Annotated in this window: 10 protein-coding genes; 9 read left to right on the forward strand and 1 reads right to left on the reverse strand. The window is 68.5% G+C overall.

Annotated features, from left to right (window positions below):
* Nucleotides 1-15: 15 nt before the first annotated feature.
* Complete coding sequence (locus U9J23_RS01020; protein ID WP_085468759.1) at nt 16-2,124, reverse strand: N-acetylmuramoyl-L-alanine amidase; 2,109 nt, start codon at nt 2,122-2,124, stop codon at nt 16-18.
* A 273-nt stretch (nt 2,125-2,397) separates the two neighbouring features.
* Between U9J23_RS01020 and U9J23_RS01025 the strand changes: the two genes are divergently transcribed.
* The 9 genes from U9J23_RS01025 to U9J23_RS01065 all read left to right on the forward strand — a co-directional run bounded on the left by U9J23_RS01025 (nt 2,398) and on the right by U9J23_RS01065 (nt 14,925).
* The gene (locus U9J23_RS01025) at nt 2,398-3,957 is read left to right on the forward strand and encodes a SpoIID/LytB domain-containing protein (RefSeq protein ID WP_059382125.1); all 1,560 of its coding nucleotides are present in this window, start codon (nt 2,398-2,400) and stop codon (nt 3,955-3,957) included.
* Nucleotides 3,958-4,098: 141 nt separating this feature from the next.
* Entirely contained in the window at nt 4,099-4,851 is a 753-nt protein-coding gene (locus U9J23_RS01030) for a MerR family transcriptional regulator (RefSeq protein WP_272266410.1), read from the forward strand.
* A gap of 72 nt (nt 4,852-4,923) precedes the next feature.
* The gene (glf, locus tag U9J23_RS01035; RefSeq protein WP_085468760.1) at nt 4,924-6,144 is read left to right on the forward strand and encodes a UDP-galactopyranose mutase; all 1,221 of its coding nucleotides are present in this window, start codon (nt 4,924-4,926) and stop codon (nt 6,142-6,144) included.
* The gene (locus U9J23_RS01040) at nt 6,141-8,090 is read left to right on the forward strand and encodes a glycosyltransferase (RefSeq protein WP_370684053.1); all 1,950 of its coding nucleotides are present in this window, start codon (nt 6,141-6,143) and stop codon (nt 8,088-8,090) included. The genes glf and U9J23_RS01040 overlap by 4 nt, the downstream gene beginning before the upstream one ends.
* The gene (locus U9J23_RS01045) at nt 8,068-8,619 is read left to right on the forward strand and encodes a phosphatase PAP2 family protein (RefSeq protein ID WP_085468761.1); all 552 of its coding nucleotides are present in this window, start codon (nt 8,068-8,070) and stop codon (nt 8,617-8,619) included. Before U9J23_RS01040 ends, U9J23_RS01045 begins: the two co-directional genes overlap by 23 nt.
* Nucleotides 8,616-9,521, forward strand: a complete 906-nt coding sequence (locus U9J23_RS01050; RefSeq protein ID WP_059382127.1) for a decaprenyl-phosphate phosphoribosyltransferase — start codon at nt 8,616-8,618, stop codon at nt 9,519-9,521. The genes U9J23_RS01045 and U9J23_RS01050 overlap by 4 nt, the downstream gene beginning before the upstream one ends.
* A 4-nt stretch (nt 9,522-9,525) precedes the next feature.
* Nucleotides 9,526-11,472, forward strand: a complete 1,947-nt coding sequence (zomB, locus tag U9J23_RS01055) for a flagellar motor control protein ZomB (RefSeq protein ID WP_085468762.1) — start codon at nt 9,526-9,528, stop codon at nt 11,470-11,472.
* Nucleotides 11,473-11,739: 267 nt separating this feature from the next.
* Nucleotides 11,740-12,750 (forward strand): alpha/beta hydrolase, encoded by a 1,011-nt coding sequence (locus tag U9J23_RS01060; RefSeq protein WP_059382129.1) that lies wholly within the window; start codon nt 11,740-11,742, stop codon nt 12,748-12,750.
* A gap of 258 nt (nt 12,751-13,008) precedes the next feature.
* Entirely contained in the window at nt 13,009-14,925 is a 1,917-nt protein-coding gene (locus U9J23_RS01065) for an alpha/beta hydrolase-fold protein (protein WP_106200793.1), read from the forward strand.
* The last annotated feature ends 15 nt before the right edge of the window (nt 14,926-14,940 follow it).

The following is a 14,940-nucleotide window of genomic DNA, read 5'->3' on the forward strand; positions in this document are numbered from 1 at the left end:
CCGGTGCGCTGCGGGTCAGCCCGCGGGCGCCGGTTCGGGTGCCGGTTCCGGCGCAGGTGCCGGTTCGGGTTCGGGCGCAGGAGCACCCTCGGGTGCGGGTCCTGCGACGTCGGCCGGCTGATCCTGCATCGCCTGGTCGTAGGCGTCGTCGTAGGCGCGCAGCACCTTGGTGACGACACCCGTGACCTCGTTGAAGATCAGCGAGCCGAACTCGAAGTCCGAACGCCAACCGTCCGGCACCCGGTACTCGTCGCTGGTGGGCAACCCCAGCTCACCAGCGTCGAGTCCGTTCTTCTCCCACGCCTTGTAGATCTCGCCGAGTACCGTCCACGTGCCGCCGTTCGGTGAGGTGTAGATGGCACCGTTGACGAAATTCACTCGTTCGAAACCGCTCTTGATCGTGGGAAGGATCGAGGTCACCGCCTGTCCGAGCCGTCCGAGTTCGCCGCCCTCGGCGAGCCACTTCTGGACCACCGGGTGACCGCTGAGGCGGATCAGCTCGTCGACGACACCTTCGGCGGTGTCGGCCGAGCCCGAGGCGAGCGCGCCGACGTTGACGTCCGGCACGTTCGGCTTCGGGTTGGACGGTGACGGGTTCGACGGCTGCGGGTTCGAGGGTTGCGGGTTCGACGGCTGCGGGGCAGTGCCGCCGCCACCGCCCTTCGCCGCAGCGGCGGCGATGTCGCGGATCTTGCCCATCTGCGAGTACCCGGCATCACCCGGGCAGCTGGTGTTGCCCACGTCGCGGTGCGCGAAGATGATCGGCAGATCCACCGCCGCACCGCGCGGGTACGGGGTGAACGACGTGCCCTCGGAGTACATCGTGGTGCGGCCCTTGGGATTCAGTCCCGCGCGGGCCAGACGCCAGCCGAGGAACTTGCCGACCGACTCCACTGCAGCCTGCGGCGGGGTCTGGGTGGAGAAGTCGCCCATGATCGCGATGCCGTGGGTGTTCTCGTTGAATCCACCTGCGTGGGCGCCCTGGACGTTGCGCTCGAGACCGCCGGCGCGACCCTCGAAGATCTGGCCGTACTTGTCGACGAGCGTGTTGTATCCGATGTCGCACCAGCCGAGCGTGCGTGCGTGGTACGCGTAGATCGCGCGCACGATCTCGGCCGATTCGGCCTTCGAGTAGTTGTTGCTGCCCGCGGTGTGGTGCACGGTCGCGCCACCGAGGGAGTCGTCGTAGGTCGGGGTCTGGCAGCGCATCGACTCGTCGGCGCCCCACTGCTGGCGGGTGATCACCTTCAGGCCGGAGTTGCCGAGCGGGCTCGCGATGTCCTCGAGTCGCGCATCCGCCTCGCTGCTGCCGGGGGAGATGAGCACGGCGCTGACCGCTTCGGCGGCCGCCTGCAGCGGGTTCTCGCGCAGCGGCCTGGAGGAGGATGCGGGCACGTATCCGAGGTCGGGTGCATCGGCTGCGGGTGCAGCGACCGGTGCGGGTGCCTCGTCGACGGGGGCCGGGGCCTCCGCCGGCGCCTCGGGAGCAGGTGCCTCCGGAGCAGGTGCTTCGGGAGCGGGTGCTTCGGGTGCCGCCGGGGCCTCCGCGCCGGCGAGATTCGGTTCGGGGCCGGGACGCGGCGTCAGCAGCACCTGCACGGCACGCGTCGCACCGACGTAGATCGGCTCCGTGCCGGAGCGTCCTTCGTCCGTGGTGTCGTCGGCGCGGGTCTCGATCGGCTGGGTCGCGGTCCACGGACCCCAGCTGCCGTCGTCGTGCTGTGCGCGGATGAGCGCGTCGGTGGCGGCGACGTCCTCGGCGGCGAGCGCGACGAGGCTGAACGGGGTGTCGCGGGTGAGTTCCTTGACGGTCGCACCGACGCGCTGGACGAGTCCACCGTTCGGGTCGGGAGCAGTCGTGATCTGCGGGAGCCCGTCGACGATCTCCTTCAGGCTGAGGTCCGGCAGGTTGAGGCCGGTCAGTTCCTCGAGCGGGATGATCAGGTCGGGCACCGAGGCGAGCACGACTTCCGCGATATCGGGTGCTACGGCCTCGACGGTGTCGTTGGCAGGCCGGATCTCGGGAGCGGTGCTGGTCAGCCCGGTGACGGCGAAGGGCGTCGCGACGGCCAGGGCGGCGACGGCACCCAGGACGATCGACGGCTTGGGGCGGCGATGCGGCACTGTTTGCTACTCCCTGTCGTTGGTGCTCCAGCGGACGGTTCCGATTTCGGATAGTCCCTTATGTGTCGCTTCCGTAGTCCGGTTCGGACACGAAAGTTCTGTAACTCGTGATTCTTGTGTTGCTTCTGTGACATTTGTTGCCTAGCTCCGTCACTCTTGTCACACTAGACGCAGCAAACCTTAAGCCTCAACCTGAGCTTGAGGATCGGTCGAAATTGTCCGATATCGCGGATCACGAGTTCGCGCCTACAGCGACAACGAGGGAGCAACGTCATGTCACGACAGTCCATCGGGCGCAGAGGCAAGATCCGGAGGCGGCGCATCATCCTCGGCAGGCCGCTGCGCAACGGATGGCGTCCCTCCGTCGCCCGTGCTGCCGCGATCGGGGTCGCTCCCGCACTGCTCGTCGGAGCCGGCGTGGGCGCGCTCGTCCAGAGCAATCAGGCGACACCGGGTGTCGTGCAGGCGGTTTCGGCCGACACGCCCTTCACGTTCAGCGGCTTCGGTCACGGCCACGGTCGCGGCATGGGCCAGTGGGGCGCCTACGGCTACGCCCAGGACGGATGGACCGCCGAACGGATCATCGGTCACTACTACGGCGGCACCGAACTCGGCACGGTCGACGACGCGATGATCGCGGTGCGTCTCACGGCCCGCGACGACCACACCCTCGACGTCTACTCCGACACCGGCATGATCGTCGCCGGCAAGCAGCTCGCGCCCGGCGAGGCCGCGCACCTGACGCCCACCCCGGACGGCGGCGCGAACGTCGTCGTCACCGAGGGATGCAGCGGCGACGTGCTGTGGCAGTCCGCCACCGACCTGCCGTGGGTCGACCCGATCGACCTCGCCGAGGACCGTCCCGCGTCCGAGCACCTCACGATGTGCTCGGACGACAAGACCTACCGCGGTGCCCTCGGCGTGGTGCTCGACGGCACCGCCCCGCGCACCGTCAACCGCCTCCACGTCGAGGACTACCTGCGCAGCGTGGTCCCCGCCGAGGCACTGCCCGGCTGGGCCGACACCGGTGGCGCCGAGGCCCTGCGGGCGCAGGCCATCGCCGCGCGGTCCTACGCCCTCGCCGAGAAGCGTCACGAGAAGTGGCAGACCTGCGACACCACGGACTGCCAGGTCTACGGCGGGTCGGGCGTCGAGGATCCGCGCACGGACGACGGTGTGCGCACCACCCGCGGAACCGTCCTGATGAAGGACGGCGAGGTCGTGCGCAGCGAGTTCTCCGCCTCCACCGGTGGTTACTCGGCCGGCGGCACCTTCCCGCCCGTCGAGGACGAGGGCGACAAGGTCGCCCCGAACCGTGAATGGGCCAAGACCTTCACCGCGGCCGAGATCGGCAGCAAGTTCGGCGTCGGCGACCTCCAGGCCTTCGAGGTGCTCTCCCGCAACAATCTCGGTGCCGAGGGCGGCCGCGTGACCCGGGTCCGTGTGGTCGGCTCCGACCGCACCATCGAGACGACGGGCGCCGAGGCGCGGACCAGGCTGGGACTGCGTTCCGACTGGTTCACCGTCAAGGAAGGCATCGACGAGGACGCCCCGGAGGTCACTCCGGCGCCCGAACCCGGCCCGGAGACCGGCACCGATCCCTTCGGCAGCGGCAGCGGCACCTCGCCCATCGAGCAGGCCTATCTGGACCTCGGCGGCGTCGACAGCGTGCTCGGCTCGCCCATCGGCCCCGAGCTGATGCTGCCCGACGAGATCGGCAAGTTCCGGATCTTCACCGGCGGCGCGATCGTGTGGACACCGGATCTCGGTGCGCAGGTGATCGACGCGAGCTTCCTGAAGGACTGGTTCCCGAGCACGGGTAGCGCCGAGTAACCCGACGGCACATCCCGACCGGCCGGTCGCCCGAACAGGGCGGCCGGCCGGTGGCGTTCCGGGACCCTGACGACGAGTGTTGACATTGACGCAACGTCAAGATGCACGCTGGTCGTAGCCGGAAAGAAGGGGGTGGGGCAGGTGCGGGAATGGTCGATCCAGCAACTGGCACGCGCCGCCGGTGTCACCAGCCGCACACTGCGGCACTACGGCGACGTGGGGGTGTTGCGTCCGAGCCGCACCGGCAGCAACGGCATGCGGTTCTACGACGAGGACGCACTCGTGCGTCTCCAGCGCATCCTGCTGCTCCGCGACCTGGGGCTGGCCCTGCCCGCCATCCGCGACGTGCTCGCCGGTCACGACGACACCACGAGCGCACTGCGCACCCACCTCGACCTGCTCGAACACGAGCGCCGGCAGTTGGACCGCCGTATCGCGGCGGTGCGCACCACCTTGGCGAAGACGCAGAGAGGGGAGCAACTCGTGGCAGACGAAGTGTTCGACGGGTTCGACCACACGCAGTACCGGGACGAAGTGATCGAACGGTGGGGCAAGGACGCCTACGACTCGGGCGACCGTTGGTGGCGGGGCATGGACGCCGCCGCCAGGCACGACTGGATGAAGCAGGTCGAGCAACTGAACCACGACTGGATCGCCGCGGCCCGGGCCGGGCTGGACCCGGCCGGGCCCGAGGCGCAGGACCTCGCACGGCGGCACGTCGCCTGGCTGTCGTCGATCCCGGGCACCCCGGGAGGCGGCACTCCGGAGGGCAGTCCGCGCGAGTACGTGCTCGGTCTCGCCGACATGTACGTCGAGGACGAGCGTTTCGCAGCGAACTACGGAGGCCGGGAGGGCGCCGAATTCGTCCGTGACGCGCTCACCCACTACGCGTGAGTGTGACCGCCCTCTCGGTCCGCCCGGACCGAGAGGGCACCTTCGCGGCGGAGTCGCATACCCTGGTCTCCCGTGACTGCTGCATCAGCGCCCCAGCCCTCCACCGGTGAGTACGACCTGATCGTCGTCGGCTCCGGATTCTTCGGACTGACGATCGCCGAGCGCGCGGCCACGCAGCTCGGCAAGCGAGTGCTCGTGATCGAGCGTCGCCACCACCTCGGTGGCAACGCGTACTCCGAGCCCGAGCCGGAAACCGGAATCGAGATCCACAAGTACGGTGCCCACCTGTTCCACACCTCCAACAAGAGGGTGTGGGACTACGTGAACCAGTTCACCGATTTCACCAACTACCAGCACCGCGTGTTCGCGATGCACAAGGGCCAGGCCTACCAGTTCCCGATGGGTCTCGGTTTGGTGTCGCAGTTCTTCGGCCGGTACTTCAGCCCCGACGAGGCACGCGCCCTCATCAAGGAGCAGGCCGCCGAGATCGACACCGCCGAGGCGAAGAACCTCGAGGAGAAGGCCATCTCCCTGATCGGCCGCCCGCTCTACGAGGCGTTCGTCCGCGACTACACGGCCAAGCAGTGGCAGACCGACCCGAAGGAACTGCCCGCCGGCAACATCGCCCGGCTGCCCGTCCGCTACACCTTCGACAACCGCTACTTCAACGACACCTACGAGGGCCTGCCGGTCGACGGTTACACGGCGTGGCTCGAGAACATGGCGAAGGACGAGCGGATCGAGGTCCGGCTCGACACCGACTGGTTCGCGGTGCGCGACGAGATCCGCGCGGCCAGCCCCGACGCTCCCGTCGTCTACACCGGCCCGCTCGACCGCTACTTCGACTACGCCGAGGGGCGCCTCGGGTGGCGCACCCTCGACTTCGAGACCGAGGTGCTGCCCACGGGCGACTTCCAGGGCACCCCGGTCATGAACTACAACGACGCCGATGTGCCCTACACCCGTATCCACGAGTTCCGGCACTTCCACCCCGAGCGCGACACCTACCCGGCCGACAAGACGGTCATCATGCGGGAGTACTCGCGGTTCGCCGAGAACGACGACGAGCCGTACTACCCGATCAACACGCCCGAGGACCGCGAGAAGCTCAACGCCTACCGCGCCCTCGCGAAGCAGGAAGCGGCCGAGAACAAGGTGCTCTTCGGTGGCCGTCTCGGTACCTACCAGTACCTCGACATGCACATGGCGATCGCCAGCGCGCTGTCGATGTTCGACAACATCCTGGCCCCGCACTTCGAATCGGGAGCGCCCATCGCCGGGGACGCCTCGTGAGCGCCGCGAAGCACGCGGCGGCCGCGAACGCCGGTAGGCACGAGGCTGCCGTGAGTGCTCCCGTCGCGGAGGACGGACTGCTCGGCCGGTCGCTGCTGCAGCGCATCATCCTGCCGCGGCCGGGTGAGCCCCTCGACGTGCGCACGCTCTACCTCGAGGAGTCGCCCACCAACGCGCGTCGCGCCCACGCGACGAGCCGGACGACGCTGGCGATCGGCGCGGAGTCCGAGGTGTCGCTGTGCACCTACTTCAACGCCTTCCCGGCGAGCTACTGGCGTCGCTGGAGCACCCTCGGCTCGGTGGTGCTGCGCCTCGAGCTCACCGGCCACGGCCGCATCGACCTGTACCGCAGCAAGGCCGACTCGAGCCGCATCCACGTCACCGGCCGTGAGTTCCGCGGCGACGGCGTGATCGTCGAGATCGACGCCGACCTCGGTCCGTTCGAGGACGGCGGCTGGCTGTGGTTCGACGTCACCACCGACAGCGACGTCACCCTGCACGCCGCCGGCTGGTACGCACCCGTCGAGGCGCCCGGACGCGCCTCGGTCGCCGTGGGCATCCCGACCTTCAACCGTCCCGCCGACTGTGTGAAGGCGCTGCGTGCGCTCGCGTCCGACCCGCTGGTGATGGACGTCGTCGACGCCGTCATCATCCCGGACCAGGGCACCCGCAAGGTGAAGGACGAGGCCGACTTCGCGGAGGCCGCCGAACCCTTCGGCGATCGCCTCGTCATCCACGACCAGGGCAACCTCGGTGGCTCCGGTGGTTACAGCCGCATCATGTACGAGGCGCTGAAGACCACCGATGCTCCCTACATCCTGTTCATGGACGACGACATCGAGATCGAACCCGATTCGGTCCTGCGCGCGCTCGCCCTGTCGCGGTTCGCGCGGACCCCGATGCTCGTCGGCGGGCAGATGCTCAACCTGCAGGAACGCAGCCATCTGCACACCATGGGCGAGGTCATCCACCGCTCGAACTTCATGTGGGGTGCCGCCCCGAACGTCGAGTACGACCACGACTTCTCCACCAAGCCGCTGCGCGACCGGGAGAACTCGAAGCTCCTGCACCGCCGTATCGACGTCGACTTCAACGGCTGGTGGATGTGCATGATCCCGCGCGTCGTCGCGGAGGAGATCGGCCAGCCCCTGCCGCTGTTCATCAAGTGGGACGACGCCGAGTACGGCCTGCGGGCCCGCGAGGCCGGCTACCCGACGGTGACGATGCCGGGCGCCGCGATCTGGCACATGGCGTGGAGCGACAAGGACGACGCCATCGACTGGCAGGCGTACTTCCACCTGCGCAACCGGCTCGTCGTGGCCGCGCTGCACCAGCACGGCGACCCGAAGGCGATGGTGCTCGACACCGTCAAGGCCACCATCAAGCACCTCGTGTGCCTCGAGTACTCGACGGTCGCGATCCAGAACAAGGCCATCGAGGATTTCCTCGCGGGCCCGGAGAACCTGTTCGATCTGCTGCCGCGCGCCCTCGGCGAGGTGCACGCGCTGCGGAAGAACTTCCCCGACGCGGTGGTGCTGCCGTCGTCGACCGAACTGCCGATGGCATCCGGAGCCGAGGTCGGCGCCGTGGGACTGCCCGAGGGTCCGGTCGCGAAGGTCAAGCGTCTGGCGAAGGGTGTGCTGCACAATGTGCGTCCCGAGAACCGCGAGCACCACGAGCGGCCGCAGCTGAACGTGCCGACCATCGACGCGCGGTGGTTCCTGCTCTCGCAGGTCGACGGCGTGACGGTCACCACGGCGGACGGTCGGGGTGTCGTCTACCGTAAGCGCGATCGTGCGCAGGCCCAGGCTCTGCTCACGGAGGCGCTCCGGTTGCGACGCGAACTCGCGCGCCGGTTCCCCGAGATGAAGAAGCGGTACCGGGACGCGGTTCCCGCCCTGACCAGCAAGGAGGAGTGGGAGCGTGTCTTCGGTATCGGCAACTGATGGCAGTCACTGGAGGAGTACCGACACCGAGGTCCGGGTCCTGCAGACCGTCCAGGCCACCGTCGGTGCCGTGCCCGCCGCGACGAAGATCGCCCGTGGCATGTCGCACTTCGGTGAGCACGCTCTCGGCTGGATCGCGATCGGCGCCGCCGGCGCCCTCGTCGACCGTCCCCGTCGCCGGAAGTGGGCGAGCGTGGCGGTCGGTGCGTTCGGTGCCCACGCGGCGTCCGTCGTGATCAAGCGGGTCGTGCGCCGTCCGCGGCCGGTCGATCCGACGGTGCAGGTCAACGTGTCCACGCCGAGCCGGTTGAGCTTCCCGTCGTCGCATGTGACGTCCACGACTGCGGCGGCCGTGCTGCTCGCCCGCACCACCGGGCTACCCTTTCCCGCGGTGCTCGTGCCGCCCATGATGCTGTCCCGCCTGGTGTTGGGCGTGCACTATCCGACGGATGTACTGGCGGGTGCGGCACTCGGTGCAGCGTCCGCGGCCGTCGTGGCGCGGGCAGAGACGAAGTGGGGAGATCGATGAGCGAGGAACCGGCGCCCGTCAAGGAGGCGCCCAAGAGCCTGGGCGCCGGGATCGTCAAGGCGGTCCGTCCCCGACAGTGGGTGAAGAACGTCCTGGTGCTTGCGGCCCCGATGGCGGCCGGCTCGGTCACCCAGGTCGACGTGCTGCTGCCCGTCGCGCTCGCCTTCGTCGTCTTCTGCATGGCCGCCTCGGGTATCTACCTCGTCAACGACGCGATGGACGTCGAGGCCGACCGTGCACACCCCACCAAGCGGTTCCGGCCCATCGCGGCCGGCGTGCTCCCGGTGCGAATCGCATACGTCCTCGCGGCGGTGCTGCTCGTCGGCTCGATCGCGCTGTCGTTCGTCGCGAACTGGCAGCTCGCCGTGGTCATGGCGGTGTACATCGGTATCCAGCTCGCGTACTGCTTCGGGCTCAAGCACCAGGCCGTGCTCGACATCTGCATCGTCTCGTCGGGCTTCCTGATCCGTGCCATCGCCGGCGGTGTGGCCGCCGAGATCCCGCTGTCGCAGTGGTTCCTGCTGATCATGGCGTTCGGGTCGCTGTTCATGGCGGCCGGCAAGCGGTACGCCGAGCTGCGCCTCGCGACCCGCACCGGTGCGAAGATCCGCAAGTCGCTCGAGTACTACACCGAGACCTACCTGCGGTTCGTGTGGACGGTCGCGGCGACGGCAGTCGTGCTCTGCTACGGCCTGTGGGCGTTCGAGCAGGACAACATGGCCGGTTCCAACTGGTACGCGATCTCGATGATCCCGTTCGTCGTCGCCATCCTGCGCTATGCGGTCGACGTCGACGGCGGTGAAGCCGGCGAACCCGAGGAGATCGCCCTGAAGGACCGGGTGCTGCAGTTGCTCGCAGTGGTGTGGATCCTGGTGGTCGGCGGTGCTGTCTACCTCTTCTGACGTCGTGCGCGGCGTCCACGACACCGAGGCCGGACCGTCCCGTACGGTCCGGCCCGTTCGGCGCGACCGCCTCGCCCGCGGCGTGTTCGCCGCCGGCGTGGTCGTCTCCGCGTTCCTGATGTTCTGGGGAGCGTGGGAGCGACGCTGGATCGCCGACGACGGTCTCATCGTCCTGCGGACCGTGCGCAACCTCCTCGCCGGCAACGGGCCGGTGTTCAACGCGGGGGAGCGCGTGGAGGCCAACACCTCCACGGCGTGGACGTACATCGTCTATGCCGGTGGGTGGCTCACCGGCATCCGCCTCGAATACGTCGTACTCACGATCGCGCTCCTGCTGTCGACGGGCGCGATCGTCCTCGCCATGTTCGGCGCGGCCCGCCTGTACCGGTGGCGGCTGCGCGCGACCACCGGGACGGTACTGCTCCTGCCCGCCGGAGTCCTCGTCTACATCGCAGTGCCTCCGGCCCGCGACTTCGCCACCTCGGGCCTCGAGTCCTGCCTGGTGATCTTCTGGCTGGGTCTGCTGTGGTTGCTCATGGCCCGATGGGCGACCCCCACGCCGGGAGGGGACGGATCGCTCCCGGGCACGGGGCAGATCCTCGCCACGGCGTTCGTCGCCGGACTCGGCCCGCTCGTACGACCCGAACTCGCGCTGGTCGCGGTGCTCGCGCTCGCGATGCTGTTCCTCGCACCCGGCCTCGACCTGCGCATCCGCGTCGCGATGGTCGCGGTCGCCGGGGCGATCCCGGTCGGCTACCAGATCTGGCGCATGGGCTATTACGGACTGCCCTATCCCAACACCGCGGTCGCCAAGGACGCCGGTGGTGCCAAGTGGTCGCAGGGCCTCGAGTATCTCGGCAATCTGGTCTCGCCCTATCTGCTGTGGCTGCCGCTGTTGTTCCTCACAATCCTCGCCGCGCTCGTCTTCGCGACCAGCCGTGACGCGGCCCGCCCCGGTGCCGCGGCCGCGCGTCCCGATCCGCGCGACGTGCGGGCGACACTGTCCTGGGCGCAGAACCTGTTGCGCACCCCGACCGCCGTCGTCCTGCTGTTCCTCGGTTCCGGTGTGCTGCTCGCGCTGTATTCGCTGCGTGTGGGCGGCGACTTCATGCACGGCCGCGTCCTCCTGCCGCCGCTGTTCTGCCTGCTCCTGCCCGTCGCCGTCGTCCCGCTGCGGATCCCGGACCGGACGGAGATCGGCAACAATCGGCCCACGCAGGTCGCGGGTGTGCTGGCCGTGCTGTGGCTGGGCACCGTCGTGTGGACGGCCGCCGCGGCCAACACCACCGGAATGACCGAAGGCGCCGTGGTCGGCCGCTCCGGCATCGTCGACGAGCGCGCCTTCTACGCTCTCAACACCGGGCATCTGCATCCCATCCTGGCCGAGGACTATCTCGACTACCCGCGCATGCGGGCCATGGTCGAGGCCATCGCGAACACCCCGAACGGTGGACTGCTGCTGCCGACTCCCTCCTACGACGCGTGGGACGTCGTGCCGCCGCCCGAGCCCATCCCGCCGGGCGGCGCCGGACATACGGTGTTCTTCCTGAACCTGGGCATGACCAGCATGAACACGGGTCTGGACGTGCGGGTCGTCGACCAGATGGGCTTGGCCTATCCGCTCGCCGCGCACACCGAGCGTCTCGAGGACGGCCGGATCGGTCACGACAAGATCCTGTTCCCCGACTGGGTGGTCGCCGACTCGGGCATGGTCGACGTGCATCCGTGGATGCCGGGCTATCTCGACGAGGATTGGGTCGCGATGGCGAAGACCGCGCTGACCTGTCCCGAGACCCGGGAGATGATCGATTCCTCGAGCGCCGAACTGACGTGGGCACTGTTCAAGAGAAACCTGCGCAACGCGTTCGACTACGCCTCGTACCGGATCGAACGGGTGCCGAAGTACGAGATCCAGCGTTGTGACCTGCCGATGCCACCGCCGCGGGGGTGACGGCCGGACACCGAGATCAACTTGGATCCCTTCGATCGTCTCGATAGGATCACGGCGCATCACGGATGGGTAACTTTCCGGCAGCGCGCGCTTGACCTACAGGTCAAGAGGTGCCCAAGAGCTGTTGAAACCAGGGTTTGTCAGAGATCACGCGGTCCTTTACAGTTTTGACCGCAGTGTGACTTGGGGCGGCCTTCCGCGGTCGTCATCGCCGGAATCCGGGGGACGCGAACGCGGACGCCGCAGACGAGAAAGAGAGCATTGTTCATGCGTTTTGTCCCGAGGTTGAGGCAGGGCCTTCGACGGCGACTGCTCGGCACCGCCGCCGCAGCTCTGGTCCTCCCCGTGGCTGCCGGCCTCGTCGGAACCACCGCCGCCGTCGCCGCGCCGGCGCAGGGAGCGCCGGTCTCGCACCGCGCGCCTGCAGGGGGCTTCGAAGAGGTCTTCGTCGAGTCCGACATGGGCCCGATCAAGGTTCAGATCCAGTGGGCCGCGCGCGGTGGCGACGCGGCGCTCTACATGCTCGACGGCCTTCGCGCTCGGGACGACGCGAACGCCTGGACGTTCGAGACGAACGCCCTGCAGCAGTTCGCGAACGACAACGTCAGCCTGATCATGCCGGTCGGCGGACAGTCGAGCTTCTACACCGACTGGTACGCGCCGTCCAACCTGAACGGCCAGGACATCACCTACAAGTGGGAGACGTTCCTGACGGAGCAGCTGCCCGACTACCTCGCCACCCGTGGTGTCTCGCGCAACAACAACGGCATCCTCGGCCTGTCGATGGGTGGCTCCGCCGCTCTGACGCTGGCCGCCTACCACCGCGACCAGTTCAAGTTCGCGTCGTCGCTGTCCGGCTACCTGAACCTGTCGGCTCCCGGCATGCGTGAGGCCATCCGCGTGGCGATGCTCGACGCCGGCCGCTTCAACGTCGATTCGATGTGGGGCCCGCCGTGGAGCCCGTCCTGGCTGCGCAACGACCCGTTCGTCTTCGCTCCGAAGCTCGAGGGTCTGTCGCTCTACATCTCGGCCGCCAGCGGTCTGCCCGGTGAGCACGACAACCCGCAGGGCTTCGTCGGCTACTACAACACGGCCAACGGCATGGCGCTCGAGGCGCTGTCCCTCGCCCAGACCCGCGCGTTCCAGCTCAAGCTGGCCACGCTCGGCATCCCGGCCACCTTCGACTTCCCGGCGCGCGGCACGCACGCATGGAAGTACTGGGAGGATCAGCTGTGGAAGGCGCGCCCGCAGATCCTCGAGGCGCTGAACGCGTTCTGATCTCCGGTACGCACTGCTAGCGACGACGCCGCCCACTCATCATCCGAGGAGTGGGCGGCGTCGTAACTTTCTGCAACAATTTTCTCACCTGTCACAGCGCGGCACCCGCGATTCCGGGTGCCGTCGGTGTAGAAACAAAATCCGGGACTCCGATATCCCGGGTCGGCACACCCAGCCGGGGCGCCCTGCCACTGCCGCCGTCGCGGTCCACCCGAAGCCGCACTTCGGCAGGAAATCCGGCAACGCAGAAAGTGAGCGATGCAGATGCGAACTGAGCTCGAGCACGGGGAGCGACGGACGGGGCCGAGTAGGAGAGCGGCTCGCGTTGCGGGTGCGCGGAGCCGCAGATCCCGTGCGCTCGCGCTGATCGCCGCCGCCCTCGTCGCGCCCGTCGCCGCAGGTCTGACCACCGTCTCGGTGGCCACCGCCGATCCGCTCATCGCCCAGTCCGGCCCGACGAGTACCGCCGGTGTCACCGTCCGATCCGTCGATTGGCTCACCGATCGTCGTGTCGCCCTGTGGATCGACTCGCCGTCGATGGGGACGCCGATCCAGGTGCAGCTGCTGCTCGCGCGCGACTGGAACAGCAAGCCCGATGCGAAGTTCCCGTCGGTGTTCATGCTCGACGGCATGCGCGCCCGCGACGACGAGAACGGGTGGACGCTCGAGACCGACGCGGAAGCGTTCTTCGCCGACAAGAACGTCAACGTCGTGCTGCCGGTGGGCGGCCAGTCGAGCTTCTACTCCGACTGGATCGACCAGAACAACGGACAGAACTACAAGTGGGAGACCTTCTTGACGAAGGAACTTCCCCCGCTCCTCGAACGCGACTGGCGCACCACCGACAAGCGTGGCGTCGTCGGCCTCTCGATGGGCGGTACCGCCGCGATGTTCCTGCCCGCCCGCAACCCGGGCTTCGCGCAGTTCGCGGCATCGCTGTCCGGCATCCTCACCACGACCACCCTCGGCATGCCCGAGGCCATCCACTACGCCATGCAGGACGCCGGAGGTTTCGACTCCGAGGCGATGTGGGGTGCGCCCGGCTCCGACGGCTGGGAGTCGCACGATCCCTACCTGCTCGCCGACAAGCTCAAGGGCGTGAGCCTGTACGTCTCGAGCGGCAGCGGCACCACCGGCCCGTACGACGACCCGTCGGGCATCCCCGGTGTCAGCACCAACTACGCCGGCATGGGCCTCGAGATCCTCTCGCGCCTCACCTCGCAGGCGTTCGCCACGAAACTCAAGAAACAGGGCATCCCCGCCCAGATCGTGTACCGGCCGTCGGGCACTCACACGTGGAAGTACTGGGAGTTCGAGCTGCACCAGCTGTGGCCGCAGCTCGCCAACACCCTCGGGGTCGGGGTCGACAAGCCCGAGTGCAACGCCACCGGTGCCTTCGGCGACGTGGCGAATGCGAACGGCTGGCTCGGCGACTGCCTCACCGGTGAATACGACGTCGCCGGCGGCAAGGTGCAGGACTTCCGCTTCGGCCGCGTCTTCTCGTCCGAGGGCACGACGGTGCCGGTCGCGGGTGCGATCGGCGGCGCCTACCAGGGCGTCGGCGGTCCGGCCGGACAGCTCGGATACCCGACCACCGAGGAACGCGTCGCTCCCGACGGACGCGGACGGTTCAACCACTTCCGGAACGGCGCGATCTACTGGACGCCCGAGCACGGCGCTCACGCGGTCCGCGGCAAGATCTTCGAGGAATGGAAGAGCCAGGGCTGGGAGGGCGGCCCCCTCGGCTACCCGATCCTCGACGAGGCGGCGACCCCCGACGGTCACGGCGCGGTCCAGGGCTTCGAGATCGGTGCCATGTACTGGAGCGAGGACACCGGCGCCCACGGGGTGCAGGGCATGATCCTCGACAAGTACTCCCAGCTCGGCTACGAGACCGGCGTTCTGGGTTACCCGACGAGCAGCGAGCAGCCCGCAGGACGCGACGGTCGCTTCAACGAGTTCCAGCACGGGCACATCTACTGGAGCCCGCTCACCGGCGCCTGGCCGGTCCGCGGCAAGATCCTCGAGGCGTGGCTCGCCGAGAAGGGTGCCGAAGGACGTCTGGGTCTGCCGATCAGCGACGAGTTCCCGGCCGTGGACGGCAAGGGTGTCCAGCAGAACTTCCAGAACGGCTTCATCACGCTCGACGGCGACGAGGTGAAGCTGCAGCCGTAACGGAAAGACAGCGGG

Origin of the sequence: Rhodococcus sp. PD04, from assembly GCF_035918275.1 — a bacterium.
In the GTDB taxonomy this organism is placed as follows: domain Bacteria; phylum Actinomycetota; class Actinomycetes; order Mycobacteriales; family Mycobacteriaceae; genus Rhodococcus; species Rhodococcus rhodochrous.